At 72.2% G+C, this 21,808-nt stretch carries 21 protein-coding genes; 14 read left to right on the forward strand and 7 right to left on the reverse strand.

Annotation, left to right across the window (positions count from 1 at the left end; translation table 11 throughout):
* Positions 1–308: 308 nt before the first annotated feature.
* Positions 309–1,646 carry a 6-phospho-beta-glucosidase gene (locus AB0A61_RS16745; protein ID WP_361292272.1) on the forward strand — a complete coding sequence of 446 codons (1,338 nt, stop codon included), beginning with the start codon at positions 309–311 and terminating at the stop codon, positions 1,644–1,646.
* 280 nt (positions 1,647–1,926) lie between these two features.
* On the opposite strand, the gene AB0A61_RS16750 is transcribed toward AB0A61_RS16745, so the two are convergent.
* A complete protein-coding gene (locus AB0A61_RS16750) occupies positions 1,927–3,606 on the reverse strand; it encodes a carbohydrate binding domain-containing protein (protein ID WP_361292274.1) in 1,680 nt (559 codons plus the stop codon).
* 269 nt (positions 3,607–3,875) lie between these two features.
* Here AB0A61_RS16750 and AB0A61_RS16755 point away from each other — a divergent pair, with 269 nt between their 5' ends.
* Positions 3,876–4,673: a hypothetical protein gene (locus AB0A61_RS16755; protein WP_361292276.1), complete on the forward strand. Its 798-nt coding sequence runs from the start codon at positions 3,876–3,878 to the stop codon at positions 4,671–4,673.
* Here the strand turns inward: AB0A61_RS16755 and AB0A61_RS16760 are convergent.
* On the reverse strand, positions 4,670–5,794 hold the full coding sequence (locus AB0A61_RS16760) for an ATP-grasp domain-containing protein (RefSeq protein WP_361292278.1): 1,125 nt from the start codon (positions 5,792–5,794) through the stop codon (positions 4,670–4,672). The two genes, AB0A61_RS16755 and AB0A61_RS16760, sit on opposite strands and share 4 nt — an antisense overlap.
* 358 nt (positions 5,795–6,152) lie before the next feature.
* Here AB0A61_RS16760 and AB0A61_RS16765 point away from each other — a divergent pair, with 358 nt between their 5' ends.
* The gene (locus AB0A61_RS16765) at positions 6,153–7,013 is read left to right on the forward strand and encodes a metallophosphoesterase (RefSeq protein ID WP_361292280.1); all 861 of its coding nucleotides are present in this window, start codon (positions 6,153–6,155) and stop codon (positions 7,011–7,013) included.
* A complete protein-coding gene (locus tag AB0A61_RS16770) occupies positions 7,010–7,690 on the forward strand; it encodes a 4'-phosphopantetheinyl transferase superfamily protein (protein ID WP_361292282.1) in 681 nt (226 codons plus the stop codon). The genes AB0A61_RS16765 and AB0A61_RS16770 overlap by 4 nt, the downstream gene beginning before the upstream one ends.
* A gap of 371 nt (positions 7,691–8,061) precedes the next feature.
* Here the strand turns inward: AB0A61_RS16770 and AB0A61_RS16775 are convergent, their stop codons facing one another.
* From AB0A61_RS16775 to AB0A61_RS16785, 3 genes are all read right to left on the reverse strand, one after another.
* Complete coding sequence (locus AB0A61_RS16775; RefSeq protein ID WP_361292284.1) at positions 8,062–8,289, reverse strand: hypothetical protein; 228 nt, start codon at positions 8,287–8,289, stop codon at positions 8,062–8,064.
* A 304-nt stretch (positions 8,290–8,593) separates the two neighbouring features.
* Positions 8,594–9,160, reverse strand: a complete 567-nt coding sequence (locus AB0A61_RS16780) for a toxin-antitoxin system, toxin component (RefSeq protein ID WP_361292436.1) — start codon at positions 9,158–9,160, stop codon at positions 8,594–8,596.
* 33 nt (positions 9,161–9,193) lie between these two features.
* Positions 9,194–9,850, reverse strand: a complete 657-nt coding sequence (locus AB0A61_RS16785) for a helix-turn-helix transcriptional regulator (protein ID WP_361292286.1) — start codon at positions 9,848–9,850, stop codon at positions 9,194–9,196.
* 236 nt (positions 9,851–10,086) lie between these two features.
* Between AB0A61_RS16785 and AB0A61_RS16790 the strand changes: the two genes are divergently transcribed.
* Entirely contained in the window at positions 10,087–10,758 is a 672-nt protein-coding gene (locus AB0A61_RS16790) for a hypothetical protein (protein ID WP_361292288.1), read from the forward strand.
* 206 nt (positions 10,759–10,964) lie between these two features.
* Here AB0A61_RS16790 and AB0A61_RS16795 read toward each other — a convergent pair whose 3' ends face one another.
* Positions 10,965–11,747, reverse strand: a complete 783-nt coding sequence (locus tag AB0A61_RS16795; RefSeq protein WP_361292290.1) for a hypothetical protein — start codon at positions 11,745–11,747, stop codon at positions 10,965–10,967.
* Positions 11,748–11,788: 41 nt separating this feature from the next.
* On the reverse strand, positions 11,789–12,535 hold the full coding sequence (locus AB0A61_RS16800) for a GntR family transcriptional regulator (RefSeq protein WP_361292438.1): 747 nt from the start codon (positions 12,533–12,535) through the stop codon (positions 11,789–11,791).
* Between the two features lie 164 nt (positions 12,536–12,699).
* Between AB0A61_RS16800 and AB0A61_RS16805 the strand changes: the two genes are divergently transcribed.
* The 9 genes from AB0A61_RS16805 (at position 12,700) to AB0A61_RS16845 (ending at position 21,778) form a co-directional block, all read left to right on the forward strand.
* Complete coding sequence (locus tag AB0A61_RS16805; RefSeq protein WP_361292292.1) at positions 12,700–13,737, forward strand: ABC transporter ATP-binding protein; 1,038 nt, start codon at positions 12,700–12,702, stop codon at positions 13,735–13,737.
* A 27-nt stretch (positions 13,738–13,764) separates the two neighbouring features.
* A complete protein-coding gene (locus tag AB0A61_RS16810) occupies positions 13,765–14,964 on the forward strand; it encodes an ABC transporter substrate-binding protein (protein ID WP_361292294.1) in 1,200 nt (399 codons plus the stop codon).
* Positions 14,965–14,967: 3 nt separating this feature from the next.
* Positions 14,968–15,876 (forward strand): ABC transporter permease, encoded by a 909-nt coding sequence (locus AB0A61_RS16815; protein WP_361292296.1) that lies wholly within the window; start codon positions 14,968–14,970, stop codon positions 15,874–15,876.
* Positions 15,877–15,968: 92 nt separating this feature from the next.
* Positions 15,969–16,784, forward strand: coding sequence for an ABC transporter permease (locus AB0A61_RS16820; RefSeq protein ID WP_361292298.1), 816 nt, complete (start codon positions 15,969–15,971; stop codon positions 16,782–16,784).
* Positions 16,785–16,959: 175 nt separating this feature from the next.
* On the forward strand, positions 16,960–18,147 hold the full coding sequence (locus AB0A61_RS16825; protein ID WP_361292300.1) for an FAD-binding oxidoreductase: 1,188 nt from the start codon (positions 16,960–16,962) through the stop codon (positions 18,145–18,147).
* Positions 18,144–18,443, forward strand: coding sequence for a (2Fe-2S)-binding protein (locus tag AB0A61_RS16830; protein ID WP_361292302.1), 300 nt, complete (start codon positions 18,144–18,146; stop codon positions 18,441–18,443). The genes AB0A61_RS16825 and AB0A61_RS16830 overlap by 4 nt, the downstream gene beginning before the upstream one ends.
* A complete protein-coding gene (locus AB0A61_RS16835; RefSeq protein ID WP_361292304.1) occupies positions 18,433–19,806 on the forward strand; it encodes an NAD(P)/FAD-dependent oxidoreductase in 1,374 nt (457 codons plus the stop codon). The genes AB0A61_RS16830 and AB0A61_RS16835 overlap by 11 nt, the downstream gene beginning before the upstream one ends.
* Positions 19,803–20,714 carry a dihydrodipicolinate synthase family protein gene (locus tag AB0A61_RS16840; protein WP_361292306.1) on the forward strand — a complete coding sequence of 304 codons (912 nt, stop codon included), beginning with the start codon at positions 19,803–19,805 and terminating at the stop codon, positions 20,712–20,714. The genes AB0A61_RS16835 and AB0A61_RS16840 overlap by 4 nt, the downstream gene beginning before the upstream one ends.
* A gap of 62 nt (positions 20,715–20,776) precedes the next feature.
* Positions 20,777–21,778, forward strand: a complete 1,002-nt coding sequence (locus AB0A61_RS16845; protein WP_361292308.1) for a proline racemase family protein — start codon at positions 20,777–20,779, stop codon at positions 21,776–21,778.
* Positions 21,779–21,808 lie beyond the last annotated feature (30 nt).

The raw sequence follows: 21,808 nt of genomic DNA on the forward strand, positions 1-21,808 counted from the left end.
CGCTGGGTGACGTGTTGAGGTGGGTGTGGCGATGCGCCCGCGCTGGGTGACGTGTTGAGGTGGGTGTGGCGATGCGCCCGCGCTGGGTGACGTGTTGAGATGGGTGCGGCGATGCGTCCCCGCTGCGGGTGGCGGGCGTCGAGATGCGCGCGACGAACCCCCGCCGCGGGTGGCGGGGCGAGGTGGGTGTGGCGATGCGCCCCCGCTGCGGGTGGCGGGTACAGGTGTCGAGGTGGGTGTGGCGATGCGCCCCCGCCACGGGCGGCGGGTGTCGGGTGTCGAGGTGGGTGTGGCGGAGAGGAGCGGGCGTGAGGCTGACGATTGTGGGTGGCGGGGGATTCCGGGTGCCGCTCGTGTACGGGGCGCTGCTCGGCGACCGCGGCGAGGGGCGTGTCACACAGGTCGTGCTGCACGATCTCGACGCCGCGCGGCTGTCCGCGGTGACCCGGGTGCTGGCCGAGCAGGCGGCGGGCGTGCCGGACGCACCCCGGGTGACCGCGACGACCGACCTGGACGAGGCCCTGCGCGACACCGACTTCGTCTTCTGCGCGATCCGCGTCGGTGGCCTGGAGGGGCGGGCGGACGACGAGCGGGTGGCCCTGGCGGAGGGCGTCCTCGGCCAGGAGACGGTCGGCGCTGGTGGTATCGCCTACGGCCTGCGGACGACTCCCGTCGCCGTCGACATCGCCCGGCGGGTGGCCCGTTTGGCCCCCGACGCCTGGGTCATCAACTTCACCAATCCGGCCGGTCTGGTCACCGAGGCCATGTCCCGTCACCTCGGCGACCGGGTCATCGGCATCTGCGACTCACCGGTCGGCCTCGGCCGCCGGATCGCGCGCGTGCTCGGCGCGAACCCGCGGGAGGCGTGGATCGACTACGTCGGCCTCAACCACCTCGGCTGGGTACGCGGCCTGCGCGTCGCCGGCCGCGACGAACTGCCACGCCTGCTGGCCGATCCCGGTCTGCTCGGCTCCTTCGAGGAGGGCAGGCTCTTCGGCGTCCCGTGGCTGCAGTCGCTCGGCGCGATCCCCAACGAGTACCTGCACTACTACTACTTCAACCGCGAGACCGTACGGGCCTGTCAGCAGGCCGGGAAGACGCGGGGCGCGTTCCTGCGCGAACAGCAGGACCGGTTCTACGAGGAGATGAGGAACCCGCAGGCCCCGGCGCTCGCGGTCTGGGACCGCACCCGCGCCGAGCGCGAGGCCACCTACATGGCCGAGAACCGCCGCACGGCGGGCGCGGGCGAGCGGGACGCCGACGACCTGTCCGGCGGCTACGAGAAGGTGGCCCTCGCCCTGATGCGGGCCATCTCCCGTGACGAGCGCACCACGCTGATCCTCAACGTGCGCAACCGCAGCACGCTGCCGGTGCTCGACTCCGAGGCGGTCATCGAGGTTCCGTGCCTGGTGGACGCGAGCGGAGCGCACCCGCTCGCCGTGGATCCGCTGCCCGGCCACGCCACCGGTCTGGTCTGCGCGGTCAAGGCGGTCGAGCGCGAGGTGCTGTCCGCAGCCGAGTCGGGCTCCCGTGCGACGGCGGTGAAGGCCTTCGCGTTGCACCCGCTCGTCGACTCGGTGAACGTCGCCCGGCGGCTCGTCGACGGCTACACCGCCGTCCATCCCGGCCTCGCGTACCTCAAGTAGAAGTGCCGGGGGTTTGCCCGAGTCGTTCCTGGCGGACCGGGCCGGTCGCTCCCCCGTGAAAGCGACCGGCCGGCCCGGCCCCCCGTGATCCCCCGTCTCCCCGTGGTCCCCCGTTCCCCCCACACCCTTGAGAGCCGGCAGCCCGGCTCCTGATACACCCCGGCCGGAAGAAATTTCGCCGCCCCCGTGTCGGCCGTACGGGAGAGCGGCGGGAGGACGTCCCCCCGGCCCAGGATCCGGGGGGACGTCGGGGGTGCGCGGTCGTGCGGTGGATCCGGGATCAGCCGGTGAAGCCGGCCGTGACGGACGTGAACTGCCAGGCGTTCTGGCTGATGCCGGAGCAGTTGCTCACCACGCCGCCGCCCGGGCAGGGCCGGTCGCGGTTGACCGCCCAGAAGGCGAGCCGGGCTATGTGGCGGGAGTTGGCCCAGTCCCGGATCCGGGTCCAGATCGCCGGGGTGGTGTTCTCCTGCTGGTCGGACAGGCCGTTCATGCCGGAGATGCCGATGTGCGCGTAGGCGGTGGCGTCGTCCCAGCCGAAGGTGGACTTCAGCTTGGCCTTCAGGCCCTCCGCCGCGTTCACCGTGTTGCCGTACATGTCGGAGCCGCCGCCGAAGTCGAACGGCATGATGGTGAACACGTCGATGTTCGCGCCGAGCGACTGCGCCTGCTCGATGAGCCGGTTGCCGTAGTACGTCGGGCCGGTGGTGGAGGTGCCGAAGGTGACGATCGTGCGCAGGCCCGGGTTGTTCGCCTTGACCGTCTTCAGCGCGGTGAGGATCCGCGCCTGCACGGCCTCGTTCTCGAACTCGTCCGTGTTCTCGATGTCCATGTCGACCGCCTTCAGGCCGTAGGCGTCGATCACCTTCTGCAGTGCTCCGGCCAGCGCGCTCGCGGAGGAGCAGTTGGCGCCGAGCTTGCTGCCCTGCCAGCCGCCGAAGGAGGGGACCATGTCACCGCCCGCGGAGCGTATCTGGTTGATGGCGGTCTGGTCGGCGCCTCCGGTCAGCGGCCGGTTGCCGTCCCAGGCGGGTGTGCAGCCACCGGAGTCCAGTACGAAGGCCATCGTGAACCACTTGATGCCGGTCGCGCTCATCACCGTGGCCGGGTTCGGCGGGTCGCCCCAGCCCTCGTACAGATACGGCGCGGCCTGCTTGAAGCCGCCGCCGCTGCCCGCGTCGGTGGTGACGGAGACCGCGTTGGAGGCCGCCGAGACGTTCCCGGCCGCGTCCCGCGCCTTCACGGTGAACGTGTAACCGGTGCTCGGCGACAGCCCGCCGACCGTGGCGGTCGTACCGGAGACGCTCAGCACCTGGGCGGCGCCGCTGTAGATGTCGTACGCCGTCACGCCGACGTTGTCCGTGGAGGCGTTCCACTTCAGTGACACGCTCGTCGACGTCTTGCCCGTGGACGTCAGACCCGTGGGTGCGGTCGGCGCCTGGGTGTCCCCGCCGCCCCCGCCGCCCGGACCGTCCAGGCTGATGTCGTCGGCGTAGTACGTGCCCTGCGCGTACCAGCCGTGGACGTAGATGGTGGCGCTGGTCTGCGAGGCGCCGGTGGTGAAGGACACCGACAGTTGGCTGTAGGCCGAGGGGGACGTGGTCCAGGTCGAGGCGCCGCCGCTCACCCCGAGGTAGACGTAACTGCCGCGCATCCAGCCGCTGAGGGTGTACGCCGTGTTCGGCCGCACGGAAACGGTCTGACTGCACTGGGCGTTGTCGCTGTCGGTCACCGCGCCCGCGAGAGCCCTGGAGCCGCCGTGCACGGGTGAGGAGACGACCGAGCCGAGGTCGCCGGTGCAGGTCCAGGGGGAGAGACTGCCCGATTCGAAGCCGGGGTTGGTGAGGACGTTGGCCGCTTGGGCCGTGCCGGGCAGGGCGATGGTCCCGGCGAGGGCCAGGGCCGCGGAGCCGAGCAGGGCGAGGAGCTTTCGTCTGTGACGCCGGAGTGTGTTGCGCACGCGATCTCCCTGAGGAAAGTGGGGTGTTCGGGAGGGCACAGGTGTGCGGGGGAGTGTGCAGAGGGTGCGCAACCAAGTTGGTATGGACCAATCCGGGTGTCAAGAGTCCACGGCAGATTGGTCCATACCTGTGAGTTGAGAAGGGGCGCGGGGAATGCGCGACAGGCCACATGCGACCCGCGCCCGGCAGGCGGCCTAAGAGCCATCACGTAATGCAGGCGTGGGACGTCGTCGTGCCCGGCGGGGCGAGGTCAGCGAACAAGGCAGGGGTGCCCAAGCAGGCATACCGGCGCGACAGCCTGTCGGCCGGCTACCGCTTCAACCGGGCCCGCCTCTCCGAAGCCGCCGCCACCGCCGCGGCGGCCAAAGACCACCGCGCCCGCCGCATCGCCGCAGACATTGTGGCGGGCCACGGGGCGAACCTGACCGTCGAGGACTGCGACATCCGCACCTGGTACCGCAGGTGGGGCAAAGCCCTGCAGGCCACCACACCCGGGCGGCTCATCGCTGCCATCGGCCGGGAGTGCGAGAAGACCGGTGGGCGGATGCTCCGGGCCTCCACCTTCACCACCAAGCTGTCCCAGACATGCTTCTGCGGCGAAAAGGTCGCCAAAACGCTCGCCGACCGCATACACGCCTGCACCGCCTGCGGGCTCATCGGCGACCGGGACAAGGTCTCCGCCGCCCTGGCCGCACACGTCCACCCTACGGACCCAGACGACCCCAGCACTACGGGCCTGGACATAGTCCAGGCCCGCCACACACAGATCTTGTTTCATGAAGGGCTGCAAGAAGCCCTGTCGAGTCAACCGCAGCGCGGTGTCTGCCCCACCCGGGGCCGCACCCACGCGGCAGCCCACACGCCGGATCCTTCCGGGCGCGGGCCTCTGCTCGGCAAAACACCATCACCCGGTATCGGACCTACCCCGAATGAGACCCGACCCGCAACTAAGCGGCACAAGGCCCACGTCGGAACAGCCGGCCGTACGGAGAAGGCACGCCACACAGGCACCCCAGTCCCGTACAGGCATCGGGTGGGCATCACCTCATTACGTGATGACTCTTAGAGGGGCAGTACCTCGGCCGCACCCACCGCCCGAGCCGTCGAAGCCGCCGGCGCGGCCGGACGCACCGTCGGCTCCTCCGTCCGCTGTTGCGGAATCGGCACCGGGCGCAGCGGCCGCGGCGCAGCCACCACCGTGTAGTCCGGTCCGAGGAACGGCGGCACGATCTCCCCCGGATCGTCGCCGAGTGCCAACCGCACCGCCGCCCAGGGCGCGTTGACCCCGCACTGCGACAGCTGGTGCAGTCCGCCGGCCGGGCGCGTGTTGACGTCGAGCAGCACCGGCCGGCCCTCGTACATGCGGAACTGGATGTTGGACAGGTGGTGCACTCCGAAGCCCTCCACGATCCGCCGGGCCGGCTCCAGCCACTGCTCGTGCAGCGTGAACCCACGGCGGCGGCCGTTCTTCGTGCGGCCCACGGCCAGGCGGATCCGGTTGTCCGGACCGGTCAGGCAGTCGACCGAGACCTCGGGCTGCTCCAGCACCGGCATCACCAGCCAGTCCACCGCTTCCCCGGCCTGCTCCAGCGCCCGCAGCACCAGGTCCAGTGGCACATGGGGGCCGGGGAAACCACTCAGATGCAGGAGGGAGAAGGGAGCTCGGGTGACGATGCGGAAGCCCACGCCGCCCGCGCCGGACGCCGGCTTGAAGCAGGCCCGCTGCCCGGCACCTTCCAACTCCTCGACCGCCGTGCGGAGTTCCTCCCCGGTGCGCACCCGCCACCACGGCGGCACGGGCACACCGATCGACCGGACCGCCTCGTACGCCGTCGCCTTGTCCTCGAAGACGGCCACGGCCTGCGGCGTCGGTGCCAGCAGGGCCGTCCCGACCGCCTCGAAGTCGGCCCGGTGGGAGACGATCGCGGCCTGGTGCAGCCGCGGCACGAACACGTCGATGCCGCGCCGCGCACACTGGGCCAGCGCGTACTCGACGTACGCCGCCGGGGACAGGCCCTCCGGCTCCAGTTCGGCGGTGTCGGCGGCGGCCAGTACGGGGGAGTCCGGATCGCCGTGCGTGGCATGGATCTCCACGGCCCGGTCGCCGGGATTCCTCCGCAGCTGATCCATGAAGAACACGTTCTCCGCGTACGTGCGGTTGAGCCAGACGCGTACGCGAGAGGCCATGCAGGCCGCCTTTCACGGTGTGCGGGCAGGGCGAAGCGGGCCGTGCCCGGCCAGGGGGAAGGGAGGGACACCAAACCGCCCTGTGTGAGGGGGAGTTCCGGCGGTGGTGTTGGGGCGATCATACGGCTTTCAAGGGCCCCGGAGTGCAACGCGCATGTTACGGATCGGCCGACGGCGCCCACCCCTGCCACGGGTGACGAAACGCCGCCGGACGCGTGCGCCGGCGGGCCGCAGGGCGCGCCCGGACAGGGAGGGTTTTCGGCCGCCGCGCACATGCCGGTGGCCCGGTACGGCCTTGTCCGGGTGGCGCGGGATGTGCTCTTGTGGTGACCATCGTGCGCGCTGAAGGGGGCGAGAGGTGACCAGGACGGTCGGCGGTACGGGACAGCTGCTGGCCATCAGCGACCTGCACATCGGCTACGCCGAGAACCGCGCCCTGGTCGAACGGATGGCCCCCGTCTCGGACGACGACTGGCTGCTGGTGGCCGGGGACGTGGCGGAGACCGTGGCGGACATCCGCTGGGCCCTGAAGGTGCTCGCGGGACGCTTCCGCCGGGTCGTGTGGGCACCGGGCAACCACGAGCTGTGGACCCATCCCAGGGACACCCTCACCCTGCGCGGTGTCGCCCGGTACGAGCACCTGGTCGAGCTGTGCCGTGAACTGGGCGTCACGACGCCCGAGGACCCCTACCCGGTCTGGGACGGCCCGGGCGGCCCGGTGGCCGTGGCGCCGCTGTTCCTGCTGTACGACTACTCCTTCCTGCCGGCCGGCTGCACCACCAAGGACGAGGGACTGGCCTACGCGCACGGCACCGGCATCGTCTGCAACGACGAGTACCTGCTGCACCCCGACCCCTACCCGACCCGCGAGGCATGGTGCCGGGCCCGGGTCGCCGACACCGAGCGCAGGCTCGCCGAACTCCCCGGCGACCTGCCCACCGTCCTCGTCAACCACTACCCGCTCGACCGGCACCCGACGGACGTCCTGTGGTATCCCGAGTTCGCCATGTGGTGCGGCACCGGACTGACCGCCGACTGGCACCGCAGGTTCCGCGTGGCCGCCATGGTCTACGGTCATCTGCACATTCCGCGGACCACCTGGCACCAGGGCGTCCGCTTCGAAGAGGTGTCGGTGGGATACCCCCGCGAGTGGCGCAAGCGCCCGGAACCACCGGGCAGGCTGCGCCGCATTCTGCCGATGGAGGTCGGGACCCGGTGATCGAGGAGCTGCTCCCGGACTCGGTGGTCGTCGTGGAGACACACGGGGACGACGAGGCCGACTCCGCATGGCTGTACCCCGAGGAGCAGGCCCTCGTGGCGCAGGCCGTCGACAAGCGCCGCCGCGAGTTCGCCGCCGTGCGGGCCTGCGCCCGCCGGGCCATGGAGAAGCTCGGCGTGCCGCCGCAGCCCGTGCTGTCCGGTGACCGCGGCGCCCCCCTCTGGCCCCGGGGGCTGGCCGGCAGCATGACCCACTGCGACGGCTACCGCGCCGCCGCCCTGGTCCGTGCCGCCGATCTGGTCTCCCTCGGCATCGACGCCGAGCCCCACGGCCCGCTCCCGGACGGCATCCTGCCCAGCGTGTCCCTTCCCGGCGAGCAGCGGCGCCTGCGGGATCTGGCCGCACGGCAGCCCGGCGTGCACTGGGACCGGCTGCTGTTCAGCGCCAAGGAGTCCGTCTACAAGGCGTGGTTCCCGCTGACCGGGAAGTGGCTGGACTTCATGGAGGCGGACATCGAGGTCGAGACGATGCCCGGCACCTGCGCGCACGGCTGCTTCCGCGCCGAACTGCTCGTCCCCGGACCGCTCGTGGACGGCCGGCGGCTCGGCCACTTCGAGGGCCGTTGGATCGTCCGGCACGGACTGGTGGCCACCAGCGTGACCGTCCCGCACGCCTGAACCGTCCTCAGCCGCGACTGCGGTGGCCTGGCGCGGGTCGCCGCGTGCACCGGCCATGCGGCCATCGCCGAGCCGTGCGCCGACGCCGAGGCGGTCCTCCGACAGGGGCGCCGCTGCGCACAGGAGGGGGTCGCCGTCGCCGTATTTGCCGAAGCGGCCGAAGGTCCTGGCCGGTGGTTCGCTCTCGCCGCGCGGCGACTGACGCGCACCGGCCGACAGCACGGCGGAGACCTGGCTGAGAGACCTCGCCCGCTGGGACCTGCCGCGCGCCGCCGAGTAGCCGGCTCAAGGGCGCTCCCGCGCCCGGTGCACGCGCGCGGGAGGTCCGGCCCTCCGGGCCGCGAGGCCGGGCGTCCCCCTTCCCGCGCCGCTCAGGGACGTGGGCACCAGCTCCGCAGCAGCCGGAAGAACTCCTCCTCGTTGCCCGTCAGGCCCGCCTGCGCCAGAGCCCGCTCCGCCTCGGCGAGCACGGCGGGCGGGACGACGGGTGGTCGGCCGCCGTCCGGCGGGCTGTCGAACGCTGCGCGCACCGTGTGCAGCAGACGCAGATAGGCCTGGACGGCGGTCCTCTCGCGGTCGGTCAGTACGGCGGTCGGCATGGTCGCTCTCTCCCCGGTCGGCGTCACACGGTCAGGCGCCGGCCACCCGTACGGCACGTCCCGTCCCGAGCACTGGGCCCCGCTCGGGTGGGCTGCCCCCGTCGCACAGTGGCGGCGCACCCCCCAGCTTGCCGTCCAGCACTGACAATGCCCCCGCGCTACGCGTCGTTTCGCCCGCTCAGCGGAGGCGAAACCCACGGTTTCGTCGGTGAACCGTTGTGGTGGCGGCCGGGGCGGCTGCCGGAAGCCCTGCCTCGGCGTGCGCCGCGGACGGGCGGACCCGGGGTGATCCGAACGACATCCTCTAGCCCTGCTGGCGGCCCGTGCTGTGACCGTCGCCCTCGGCCCGGCGGCCCAGGTAGCCCAGCGACGCCTCGATGCGCCCGGCCAGATGGTCCCGTTGCACCGGTCCGCGCAGCGACGAACCGGCCAGCCAGGTCCGGCACTTGCTGGCCAGCAGCAGGCCGAAGGCCTCGGCTTCCTCCTCTTCCGCCATGTCGAAACGGGTGCGCGCGGCCACCTTGTGGACCGTCGCCTGCAGGTCGGCGCCCTCGCTGAGCAGCCGCGCGGCGACCGCGGCACCGTCGACGTGATGGCTGCTGTGCCCGGCCTGCATGTGCCACAGCTCGTGGCCGAGAATCACCAACTGGTGGTCGGGAGCGGTGCGTTCCTCGACCAGGACCAGGTCCTGGTCGGCCATGTCGAGCCACAGCCCACTGGCGGTCCCGGACGGAAACGCGGCCGTACGGAAGTGGACGGGCCGGCCGCGGCGCCTGCTCATCGCGTCGCACAGCGCCGCGTACAGGTCGGCGGGGCGCGCCGGTGCCGGCAGCGCCAGCCCGGCGACCAGCTCGCCGCACAGACGCCGCATGTCCTTACCGATGCCCACCGGTTCTCCCCTGCATCACGACTCGGGCCGCTTGACGCTCTCCAGGAGCATGTCCAGCCACTCGGCGACCTTGTCGCGGTGCTGGTCGGTGGGCAGCTGCGCGGCGCGCCAGGCGATCCCGCGCACGCCGTGGTCCTGTAGCAGCCGCTCCAGTGGGTCCTCGGCGGCCTCGGCCGCCTGCCGCTCGCGGTCGGCGAGCCGCTGGAGCAGTTCCTGCTCGGCGCGCTGGAGCGCGCCCGCGAGGGCCTCGGCGTCCTCGGCCGTCAGGAAGCCGGCGTGCACGCGGAAGAAGCGCTGGATGGCGTCGCAGTGCTCCATGGTGGGGCGCCGGTCGCCGTTGATGAGGGCACCCGCCTGCTGGCGGGACATGCCCGCGCCGTCGGCGATCTCCTGCTGGGTGTACCGGCGCCCGTTGGGCTTGAGCCGGGTGCGGCGCAGCAGGTCCAGCCGCTGCAGGAACCGTGCCTGCACGTCCGGCTCGCCCGCGGGCCGCCCGCTGAGCAGTGCTCTGACCACGGGCTCCGGCACGCCGCACGAAACGGACAGACGGCCGACGTCGAAGACCTCTGCGTGGGGCACGCCGAGCCGGTCGGCGAGTGCGGTGACGCGTGCGACGACCGCCGGCAGCACAGCCGACGCCGTGGTGCCCGGATCCTCGAAGCCCTCCGCCACCGACAGATCTCCTAGGTCTCTCACAGGCTTCTCACAAGTGCTTCTCACAAGCGGTTGCCGTGAACTCCCGGGAGAGTAGCGGTTGGTTCGAACTCACATCCAGGTCTCGCCACAACTGTGTCCAATTTCAGCCGTCAACCGACATGAAATGCCACGATAGTTGACACGCCTAGTCTCTGAGCAGCAGGATCGGGGCGCCGCGTGAAGGCCGCAGAGGCAAGAGGGGTGACCTCCCGATGGCATATCAGGCAGGAGGGCAGCGGCCGGCGTCGCGGTCCGTTCCCGTCAGTCCCGAGGCGCAGGCCTATCTGCAGGACTACGCCACGCTTCTGGAGGCCGTCCCCTTCCCTTCCTTCGTAGTCGGCCACGGCTGGGACGTGGCCTTGACCAACAGCGCGTTCGCGTCACTCTTCGGCGGCGTCGGCCCGTATCCGACGGCCATGCCGAGCGACAACTTCCTGCGCTTCGTGCTGTTCCACCCGGACGCGGGCACCGTCCTGGGCGACCACGAGGCAGGCTGGTGCCTGCCGATGCTGGCGCACCTCGCGGCCGCCCTGGAGCGCCGCGGTCACGACCACGGGTTGCAGGCCGTCCGCCGGGACATCGCTCAGGACCCCATCATGGAGGCCGCCTTCCGGCAGGGGCTGCCGCACTGGATCCGCGCGGTCGGCGAGGGGGCCGCCGAGTTCGACGGCGCGGTCCGCCCGCTGCTGCACCCCGATCCGCGCTGGGGCGCCACCGAGTGCCGCATCGTCGAGGAGACGCCGAGAACCCTGCAGGGCCTGGGCTGCACGCGTCTCACCCTCGTCCTGCGGGAGCCGCGCCGTACCGTGGCGTCCCCGCGCGGACGGCACCGCACCCGGCGCTCGGCGGGTCACCTCAGCGTGGTGCCGTCCCCCGAGGCCTGACCCGGCACCGTCGGCGTTCAGGTCGCCGACGGCGCCGGGTTCTCCGCCGCCCGGGCGGCGGACGGCCGTGGCGGGCTCGGCTCTCACGGGGCCCCGGGGTAGTGCGGGCTCGGCCGGCTCGCCTTCCCGCAGCCGCGGCGACGGGCGGGGCGGGTGGGGTTCCCCTCTCCGCGGCCGCGGCGACGACCGGGCGTGTCCCGTGCGCCTCACCTCTCCGTGACCACCAGGACGAGCGGCACACCCTCGCACGGCACCAGTCGCATCCCGTGGGAGCGGTCGGCCTCGGCCCGCTCCAGTACGGACGCGAAGTCCGGCCCCTTGGTGAGTGATCCGGCCAGGTGCGCCGGGTCCGCGGAGGCGGCCACCCGCCCCCGGGCGTTCACCAGATGGGCGGGCCCGGACAGCTCCCGCAGCAGGGGCAGCACCCCCGCCTCGAAGTGCCTGAGGTACACGTCGGCCGCGGCCACCCCCGCGAAGCGGCCCGCCACCTCGACCGGAGCGGACAGCGTGAGGCTGTACTCGTCGGAGCACAGATAGTCCACGTAGGGACCGGCCACGGCCCGCAGCCCGGTGTCGCGGGGCAGCGCGAACCAGTCCCAGTGCGTGTAGTCCGCATACGCCGAGTGCCGCGGATCGAGATCGAGCAGCAGTGGCCGTACGTCCCGCTCGGCGGTGCTCTGCCACCACTCCAGCCATGCCGGTACGTCCGTCAGCAGCCCCGGCGCGGCGACGAAGCCGACCCCCGAGACCAACTCCTGCCGGGCCAGCCGCAGATGGAGCCCCGGCCTGAGCGCGGCGAGGTCCACGGTCGCCGGGTGCCGCCCCTCGGCGGCCACCCGGGCCAGCAGCGCCGCGGTGTCGTCGCGGGTCTCCGCGACCGCCTCGAACACCGCCTCCAGAGCACCGCCCACCCGCGCGGCGACCTCCTTCTGCGCGTGCCCGCCGCGCACCGCGGACCCCGCCCCGGCGAAGGCGGGACTCTGGCTCATGGCGCCCTCCAGCGGACAGGACGGGACGGTACAGGGCGCGGCTACAGGTTCAGGCGCACGGCGATGAGCCGTGCCGCCGACTCCTCGACGCACCGCTCGGCCAGCGTACGGGCCGAATCACGCGCCCCATCCTGCACGGCCGAGATGACGGCGCGATGGCGTTCTGCGACTTCTTCACGGTATTCGTCGTCCCCGAGCACGAGACACAGCAGCGCCCCGACCTCCGTCTGCAGCGCCACCTGCTCCCGGGTGAGCCGGGCGGACTGCGCGGCCGCCGCCAGCTCCACGTGGAAGCGCCCGTACATGCGGCTGCGCACTGCCGCCTCCGGCGCCCGCGTCAACTCCTCGTTCGTACGGCGCAGATGCCCGAGGTCGTGCGGCTCGGTGCGCTGCGCCGCGAGCCGGGCCGCAGCCCCCGACAGCGCGGCCCAGTGGTCGCCGAGGTCGCGCAGCTCCTCGGTACTCCAGCCGCTCAGCCGGATCTTCAGCCGTTCCTCGCCCGGGAGTTCGGGCAGCGAGACGAAGCTGCCGCCGCCGCGCCCGCGCCGGGTGGTGACCAGCCCCTGCTGCCGCAGCGCCATCAGCGCCTCCCGCAGGGTCACCGTGGACACGCCCAGCTGCCCGGCCAGTTCGCTCTCACCGGGCAGCTGCTCCCCGTCGGCGAGCAGCCCGAGCTCTATGGCGTCGCCGATCCTGCGGACGACCGCGTCCACCCGCGCCCGGCTCTCCACCGGCGCGAACACGGCTCGGCGCGCCCCGACTTCACCGGTCGCGCCGGGGCCTGCGATCCCGCCGACCCCGACGACCTCGCCGGGCCCGGCATCGACGTGTCGTTGTTTCACGGCCACCACCTGCCTGTTGACCCAAGCTTTGCCCTGAGGCGGTCTTGAGCTTTGAACTATGGCTTCATATGTTTCCGTTCAACGTTCATGAGCGCCAGAAAGGTTCCCGCATGCAGGGAATTGCGATCCGGCTGCAGGGTCTGCGCAAGACGTTCGGGGAGACGACCGCGGTGGCCGGGGTGGACCTGGAGATCCAGGACGGCGAGTTCTTCTCCATGCTCGGCCCGTCCGGCTCGGGCAAGACCACGGTCCTGCGTCTGATCGCCGGTTTCGAGGCCCCGGCCGAGGGCCGGATCGAACTCGCCGGGCAGGAGGTCACCGGCCTCGCCCCCTTCGAGCGGGACGTCCACACGGTCTTCCAGGACTACGCCCTCTTCCCGCACATGACCGTCGAGCAGAACGTCGCCTACAGCCTCCGGGTCCGTAAGGTGCCCAAGGCCGAGAGGCTGGTCAGGGCCCGCAAGGCGCTGGCCGAGGTGCGCCTGGACGGTTACGGCAAGCGGCGCCCCGCCGAGCTCTCCGGCGGCCAGCGCCAGCGGGTCGCCCTCGCCCGCGCCCTCGTCGGCCGTCCGCGCGTGCTGCTGCTGGACGAGCCGCTCGGCGCCCTCGACCTCAAGCTGCGCGAGCAGATGCAGGGGGAACTGAAGGCGCTCCAGCGGGAGGTCGGCATCACCTTCGTCCTCGTCACCCACGACCAGGAGGAGGCCCTGGCGATGAGCGACCGCATCGCCGTCTTCCACCAGGGCCGCGTCGAACAGGTCGGCACCCCGGCCGAGATCTACGAGCGCCCCGCGACCCCGTTCGTCGCGTCCTTCGTGGGCACCTCCAACCTGCTCCGCGGCGAGTCCGCCCAGCGGGTCCTCGGCACCCAGGGCACCCACAGCGTCCGCCCGGAGAAGATCCGCGTCCTGAAGGAGTCCGCCGCCGCGGACGAGCCCGGGCAGGCCACCGCCACGGGCACCGTCGCCGACGTCGTCTACCTGGGGGACACCACCCGCTTCCTGGTCGACCTCGACGCCGGCGGCCGCCTCACCGCGCTGCAGCAGAACCTGGAGACCTCCGCCGAGGACGTGGCCGCCTACCGCGGCACCCGGGTCCGCCTGACGTGGCACCGCCGTCACACGGTCCGGATCCCCGACGCCCGCTGAACCACCGCTTCACACAGGGAGAACGACGTGCGCCTCACCCGAACCGTCCAGGCCATGGCCGCCTCAGCGCTCCTGCTCGCCGCCACCGCCTGCGGATCCTCCGGCTCCGGTGGCGACTCCGCGTCCACCGGCTTCAATCCACCCGACCTCAAGGCGCAGTCGAAGCTCGGCAGGACCGAGGGCCAGGTCGACCTGATCGCCTGGGCCGGCTACGTCGAGGACGGGTCCAACGACCCCAAGGCCGACTGGGTCAGCGGCTTCGAGAAACAGACGGGCTGTCAGGTGCACTCGAAAGTGGCGGCCAGCTCCGACGAAATGGTCAAACTGATGAAGACGGGGGAGTACGACGCCGTCTCCGCCTCCGGCGACGCCTCCCTGCGCCTGATCGCCTCCGGAGACGCGGCCCCCGTCAACACCGCTCTCGTACCCAACTACAAGGACATCTTCGGCGACCTGAAGATGCAGTCCTGGAACTCCGTCAAGGGCAAGGCCTACGGCATCCCGCACGGCCGCGGCGCCAACCTGCTGATGTACAACACCGAGCAGGTGAAGCCCGCGCCCACCTCCTGGTCCGCCGTCTTCGACGACGCACCCGCCCACAAAGGACACGTCACCGCCTACGACTCGCCCATCTACATCGCCGACGCCGCCCTGTATCTCAAGGCCACCAGGCCCGAGTTGAAGATCAAGGACCCCTACGCGCTCGACCAGAAGCAGTTCGACGCATCGGTCGCGCTGCTGAAGAAGCAGAACGCCGACGTGGGCGAGTACTGGGGCGACTACCTCAAGGAGGTCTCCGCATTCAAGAGCGGCGACTCGGTGGTCGGTACCACCTGGCAGGTCATCGCGAACCTCGCCGCCTCCGAGGGCGCCAAGGTCAAGGCCCTCGTACCGAAGGAGGGTTCGACCGGCTGGTCCGACACCTGGATGATCTACGCCAAGGCCAAGCACCCCAACTGCGCCTACAAGTGGCTGGACTGGATCGTCTCCCCGAAGGCCAACGCCCGGGTCGCCGAGTACTTCGGTGAGGCGCCCGCCAACGCCAAGGCCTGCGCACAGACCAGCGACCGGAACTTCTGCACCCTGTACCACGCCGGTGACGCCGCCTACTGGAAGCGGATCGCCTTCTGGAACACGCCCATCGAGCAGTGCCTGGACGGCCGTACCGACGTCAAGTGCGTGCCGTACGCGAAATGGGTCCAGGCCTGGACCGAGATCAAGGGCTGACCGATGACGGTGACCGCGCAGGCAGCGCAGGCCGCCGGGCAGAGCTCGCGGGGCGCCGTCCGGCGGCTGGCCGGAACGCTGCACCGCCGTCCCCGGCTGAGGCTCTCCCTGCTGCTGACCGCACCGTTGCTGTGGCTTGCCGTGCTGTACCTGGGCTCGCTGACCGTGCTGTTCGTCTCCGCGTTCTGGACGACGAACTCCTTCACCTCCGAGGTCGTGAAGGTCTGGTCGGCGGACAACTTCCACACGTTGTTCACCACGCCCGTCTACCGCCAGGTGATCGTGCGCAGCGTCGTGGTGGCGCTGGCGGTCACCGCCCTGTGCGCGGTGATCGCCTTCCCGCTCGCCTGCTACACGGCCCGCGTCGCCCGGCCCCGCCGGCGCCCGCTGCTCGTGGTCGCCATCCTCACTCCGCTGTGGGCGAGTTACCTGGTGAAGGTGTACGCCTGGCGGCTGATCCTGTCCCAGGGCGGGCTCGCCGACTGGATGCTCAAGCCGTTCGGGCTCGCCGGACCGGGCTTCGGACTGCCGGCGGCCGTCCTCACCCTGACGTACCTGTGGCTGCCGTACATGATCCTGCCCATCCACACCGCGCTGGAACAGCTGCCCGCCGGCCTGCTCGACGCCTCCGCCGACCTGGGCGCCAGAACCTGGCGCACCTTCCGGTCGGTGGTGCTGCCGATGGTGCTGCCCTCCGTCGCCGCCGGATCGGTCTTCACCTTCTCCCTCAGCCTCGGCGACTACATCACCGTCCAGATCGTCGGCGGCAGGACACAGCTGATCGGCAACCTCGTCTACTCCAACATCGAGCTCAACCTGCCCATGGCCGCGGCCCTCGGCACGGTCCCCGTCGTCGTCATCGTGCTGTATCTGCTGGCGATGCGCCGCACGGGTGCCCTCAGCAGTCTCTGACCGCTCCGCTCGCCTGAGCGCCCCGGTTTCCCGAGCGCCCCGGTCCGCGCCCGCCTCCAGTCTCCGGCCACCTTCCAGAGGGGTTCCTCGTCATGCGGCTCTCCCGCTTTGCGCGCATCGCGCTGCGCCTCGCCGCCGCCTTCGGCTTCGCGGTGATCTACGTGCCCCTCCTGCTGGTCCTCGTCAACTCCCTCAACCCGGACCGCAGCGCGAGCTGGCCGCCGCCCGGTCTGACCCTGCACTGGTGGTCGGTGGCCTGGGACAACTCCGGCGCCCGCAGCGCGCTGTGGGTCTCGGTGAAGGCGGGCGTCGGCGCCACCGCCATCGCGCTGGTGCTCGGCACATTCATCGCCTTCGCGGTGGCCCGGCACCGGTTCTTCGGCCGCGACGCCCTCTCCTTCGTGGTCGTCCTGCCGATCGCGCTGCCCGGCATCGTCACGGGCATCGCCCTCAACTCCGCCTTCGGGACGGTGCTGCAGCCCCTCGGCGTCGGGCTCGGCCTGTTCACCGTGGTCGTCGGCCACGCCACGTTCTGCATCGTCATCGTCTTCAACAACGTCGTAGCCCGGCTGCGCCGCACCTCCGGCGCAGACGAGGAGGCGGCGATGGATCTCGGTGCGCACACCTTCCGCGCCTTCGCCGACGTCACCTTCCCGCTGGTGCGCTCGGCGCTGCTCGCGGGCGGACTGCTGGCCTTCGCGCTGTCCTTCGACGAGATCGTGGTGACCACCTTCACCGCCGGGCCGGGCGTCGAGACCCTGCCCATCTGGATCTTCGGCAACATGACCCGGCCACGGCAGGCGCCGGTGGTGAACGTGGTGGCGGCCGTCCTCGTCCTGCTCTCCGTCGCGCCGATCTACCTCGCCCAGCGGCTGTCGTCGGACACGGCGACCGCGAGCCGGGTGTAGCCGCGTTCCGGCGCCCGGCAGGAGCGGGTGCGGCCCCCGACAGGAGCCGGTCCGGCCCATGGCAGGAGCCGGTCCGGCTCCCGGCGGACCCCCTCGGTGGCGCGGCCCCGGTCCCCGAACTGCGGCACGAGTCCGCGCTGTTCCCCAGACAGGTGCTGTGTGACATAGTACTGATGTGAGCGAGTCGCTGACCTGCGATGTCGTGGTAGTCGGCGCCGGGATGGTGGGCGCCGCGTGTGCGCTGTACGCCTCCCGGGCGGGCCTGGACGTCGTCGTGGTGGACCGCGGCCCGGTCGCCGGCGGCACCACCGGCGCGGGGGAGGGCAACCTCCTGGTCTCCGACAAGGAACCCGGACCCGAGCTCGGTCTCGCCCTGCTCTCCCTGCGCCTGTGGCGCGAACTGGCCGAGGAGCTGGGCGGCCCGGTGGAGTACGAGGCCAAGGGCGGCCTCGTCGTCGCCACCACCTCCGAGTCCCTGAGCGCACTGGAGTCCCTGGCGGCGGGCCAGCGAGCCGCGGGAGTCGGCGCGGTGAGTGTCCGCGGTGATCAACTCGGGGAGCTCGAACCGCACTTGGCGGACGGGTTCGCCGGAGCCGTGCACTACCCGCAGGATGCCCAGGTGATGCCCGCCCTGGCCGCGGCACACGTGCTGCGGACGTCGGGGGCGCGGCTGCTGACCGGCCGGACGGTGACCCAGGTGCTGCGCGACACGCAGGGCGCGGTGCGCGGGGTGCGCACCGACCGGGGCGCCGTCCACGCCCCGGCGGTCGTCAACGCGGCCGGGTGCTGGGGCGGCGAACTGGCCGCGCTCGCCGGAGCCCCGCTGCCCGTCCAGCCCCGACGCGGCTTCGTCCTCGTCACCGAACCCCTGCCGCGCCGCGTCCGGCACAAGGTCTACGCCGCGGACTACGTCGCCGACGTCGCCAGCGACTCCGCCGCCCTGCAGACGTCCCCCGTGGTCGAGGGCACGGCCGCCGGACCCGTCCTGATCGGCGCCAGCCGCGAACGGGTCGGCTTCGACCGGTCGTTGTCCCTGCCCGCGGTGCGGGCGCTGGCGGCGGGCGCGATCCGGCTGTTCCCGTTCCTGGCCGAGGCGCGGGCGCTGCGGACGTACGCCGGCTTCCGGCCGTACCTCCCCGACCACCTGCCCGCGATCGGCCCCGACCCACGGGCGCCCGGCCTCCACCAGGCGTGCGGGCACGAGGGGGCGGGCATCGGACTGTCCACCGGAACGGGGCTGCTGATCGCACAGGTGCTCAGCGGCCGCACGCCCGGACTCGACCTTCACCCGTTCCGGCCCGACCGCTTCCCACGGGACACCTCAGCGGCACCTTCTCCCACCGTCGCCCGGGAGGTCCGATGAATCCACTCGAACTGGCGGGGGCCCGCCCCGGACCCGCCTTCACCGTCACCTTCGACGGCCGGGAGATCGAGGCGCTGCCCGGCCAGACGGTGGCCGCCGCGCTCTGGGCGGCCGGGATCACCGCCTGGCGCACCACCCGGAGCGAAGGCGCGCCGCGCGGGATCTTCTGCGGGATCGGCGTCTGCTTCGACTGCCTGGTGACCGTCAACGGCCGCCCCGGCCAACGGGCCTGCCTGGCGCCGGTGCGTCCCGGCGACACGATCCGCACGCAGCAGGGAACCGGGCATGAGGACTGACCTCGCGGTGATCGGCGCCGGTCCGGCGGGGCTCGCCGCGGCGCTGGCGGCGGCCGCGAGGGGCGTACGCGTCACTGTCCTCGACGCGGCGCCGGCACCGGGCGGGCAGTACTACCGGCAGCCCGCCGCCGGACTCGGGGCCCGGCGTCCCGAGGCGCTGCACCACCAGTGGCGCACCTGGGAGCGGTTGCGGGACGGCCTGGCGGCCAGTGAGGTCACCGTGCTGACGGACCACCACGTCTGGGCGCTGGAACACGGTTTCACCGTGCACGCCCTGCACGGGCCCGAGCAGCGCGAGCCCGTCGCCGTCCGGGCCGACGCCGTGCTGCTGGCCACCGGCGGCTACGAGAGGGTGTTCCCGTTCCCCGGCTGGACCCTCCCCGGTGTCGTCACCGCCGGCGGGGCGCAGGCCATGCTCAAGGGCACGCTGGTGGTGCCGGGGCGAAGGGCGGTCGTGGCCGGGACCGGCCCCCTGCTGCTACCGGTGGCGACCGGGCTCGCGGCGGCCGGGGTCGATGTCGCCGCGCTCGTCGAATCCGCGGACCCCAGGGGTTTCCTGCGACATGCGGGAGTCCTCGCCGTGAAGGTCCCCGAGGGTGCCGGATACGCGGCCCGGCTCCTGCGCCACCGCATCCGCTTCCTTCCTCGCCACATGGTCGTGCGCGCAAACGGCGACGACACACTGACCGCGGTCACCGTCGCCGCCCTGGACGCCGGTGGTCGCGTCCGGACCGGCACCGAGCGGCTCATCGTCTGCGACACGCTCGCCGTCGGCCACGGCATGCTCCCGCACACCGACCTCGCCGAGAGCCTGGGCTGCCGCCTCGACGGGCCGGCCGTGCGGGTCGACGGCGAGCAGCGCACCGACGTGCCCGGGGTGTGGGCGGCCGGTGAGGCCACCGGCATCGGCGGCGCCGGCCTCGCGCTCGCCGAAGGGCACCTCGCCGGGTGTTCGATCGCGGCGCGGCTCAGGGGGACCGAGCCCGACCCGCGGCAGTGGTCGGCGGCCGCCCGGTCCCGCGGGCGACTGCGGAGGGCCGCCCGCGGACTGGACAGCGCGTACCCGCCTCCGCCGCACTGGACCGAGCAGGTCACCGACGACACCGTGGTCTGCCGCTGCGAGGAGGTCACCGCCGGCGCCGTCCGCGAAGCCGTCGCCGCTCTCGGCGCGGGCGACCTGCGCACCGTGAAGCTGCTCACCCGGGCCGGGATGGGCTGGTGCCAGGGCCGGATCTGCGCACCGGCGGTGGCGGGTGTCGCCGGCTGTGAAACCACCGTCTCCAGACGGCCGTTCGCCCGCCCGGTACCGCTCGGCGTACTCGCCTGCCGACACGACGACGCCACCGAGGAAGGACCTTCATGACCGACCACCGACCCTGGCGCGGCGTCCTCGTCGCCACCGCGCTGCCGCTGCACGACGACCTGCGCGTGGACTTCGACGGCTACGCCGAGCACTGTGCCTGGCTGGTCGACAACGGCTGTGACGGCGTCGTCCCGAACGGCTCCCTCGGCGAGTACCAGGTGCTGACCCCAAAGGAGCGCACCAGGGTCGTCGAGACGGCCGTCGCCGCGGTCGGCGGGTACCGCGTCATGCCCGGCGTGGCGGCCTACGGCTCCGCGGAGGCCCGCCGCTGGGCCGAGCAGGCGCGCGAGGCGGGTTGTCACGCCGTGATGCTGCTGCCGCCCAACGCCTACCGCGCCGACGAGCGTTCCGTCCTCGCCCACTACGCCGAGGTCGCGAAGGCGGGCCTGCCGGTCGTGGCCTACAACAACCCGATCGACACCAAGGTCGACCTCGTGCCCGAACTGCTGGCGCGGCTGCACGGCGAGGGCCATGTGCAGGCCGTCAAGGAGTTCTCCGGCGACGTCCGCCGCGCCTACCGGCTCGCCGAACTCGCCCCCGGACTGGACCTGTTGGCCGGTGCGGACGACGTCCTGCTGGAACTCGCGCTCGCGGGTGCCAAGGGCTGGGTGGCCGGTTACCCGAACGCCCTGCCCGCCGCGACCGTGCGGCTGTACCACGCGGCCGTCGACGGAGACCTGGGCACGGCCCGGGAGCTGTACCGGCGGCTGCATCCGCTGCTGCGCTGGGACTCGCGGACCGAGTTCGTGCAGGCGATCAAGCTGTCCATGGACGTCGTCGGACGGCATGGCGGTCCGGTCCGCCCACCGCGCATGCCCCTGCTGCCGGAGCAGCACAGCGCCGTCCGCGCCGCCACCGAGAAGGCGGCCGCGGCAGGGCTCGCACAGGAAGCAGGCGTCAGGAACTAGGGGGTGTCCCCTGGGAATCGGCAACAGGACGCAGCCAACAGGAGTCAGGAAGGAGGCCGGTCGTGCGCAGCAAACTCGTCCTGCACGCGGTCGACTCGCACACCGAGGGCATGCCCACCCGGGTCGTCACGGGTGGCATCGGCACCATCCCCGGCGCGACCATGAACGAACGGCGGCTGTACTTCCGGGAGCACCACGACGACATCAAGCAGTTGCTGATGAACGAGCCGCGCGGGCACTCCGCCATGAGCGGCGCGATCCTGCAGCCGCCGACCCGTCCCGACTGCGACTGGGGCGTGGTCTACCTCGAGGTCTCCGGCTACCTGCCCATGTGCGGGCACGGCACCATCGGGGTGGCCACCGTACTCGTCGAGACCGGGATGGTCGAGGTCGTCGAGCCGGTGACCACCCTCCGGCTGGACACCCCGGCCGGTCCCGTCGTCGCCGAGGTCGCGGTGGAGGGCGGCGTGGCCAAGGCCGTCACCCTGCACAACGTCCCCTCCTTCTGCCACGTCCTGGACCGCAAGGCCACCCTCGCCGACGGGCGGACGGTGACGTACGACCTCGCCTACGGCGGCAACTTCTACGCCATCCTGCCGCTGGAGGAGTTCGGCCTGCCTTTCGACCGCTCCCGCAAGGACGACATCCTCGAGGCCGGCCTCGCCCTGATGGACGCCATCAACGCCGTGAACGAGCCGGTCCACCCGGAGGACCCGTCCATCCGCGGCTGCCACCACGTCCACCTGTACGCGCCGGGCGCCACCGCCCGGAAGGCACGGCATGCGATGGTGATCCACCCCGGCTGGTTCGACCGCTCCCCCTGCGGCACCGGCACGAGCGCGCGGATGGCGCAACTGTATGCGCGAGGTGAACTGCCGTTGCACACAGACTTCGTGAACGAGTCATTCATCGGCACCCGGTTCACCGGGCGGCTGCTCGGGACGACCGAGGTCGCCGGCCGCCCGGCCGTGCTGCCCGCCTTCACCGGCCGCGCCTGGATCACCGGCACCGCCCAGTATCTGCTGGATCCCGACGACCCCTTCCCGGCGGGGTTCGTACTGTAGCCGTACCCGTGCACCCAGTGGACAGTGTCC

The sequence above is a fragment of the Streptomyces sp. NPDC046197 genome (genome assembly GCF_040646295.1).
In the GTDB taxonomy this organism is placed as follows: domain Bacteria; phylum Actinomycetota; class Actinomycetes; order Streptomycetales; family Streptomycetaceae; genus Streptomyces.